Here is a 425-nt window from a genome sequence, read left to right on the forward strand (position 1 = left end):
TGCAGTTAGGAATTTTGCGCAATGGGGGAAACCCTGACGCAGCAACGCCGCGTGCGGGATGAAGGCCTTCGGGTCGTAAACCGCTTTTCTCGAGGAAGACACCTGACGGTACTCGAGGCATAAGCAACGGCTAACTACGTGCCAGCAGCCGCGGTAATACGTAGGTGGCGAGCGTTGTCCGGATTTACTGGGCGTAAAGAGCGCGCAGGCGGTCGATCAAGTCGCGTGTGAAAGCCCCCGGCTCAACTGGGGAGGGTCATTCGATACTGATCGACTCGAAGGCAGGAGAGGGTAGTGGAATTCCCGGTGTAGTGGTGAAATGCGTAGATATCGGGAGGAACACCAGTGGCGAAGGCGACTACCTGGCCTGTTCTTGACGCTGAGGCGCGAAAGCTAGGGGAGCAAACGGGATTAGATACCCGTGT

At 57.4% G+C, this 425-nt stretch carries 1 rRNA gene; it reads left to right on the plus strand.

The features are described 5' to 3' along the window. Positions 1–425: ribosomal RNA gene (locus HH110_RS19255) — 16S ribosomal RNA — on the plus strand; the annotation flags it as partial.

This window comes from Stenotrophomonas sp. SAM-B, from assembly GCF_013387485.1.
GTDB classification, from domain to species: Bacteria; Pseudomonadota; Gammaproteobacteria; order Xanthomonadales; family Xanthomonadaceae; genus Stenotrophomonas; species Stenotrophomonas maltophilia_AA.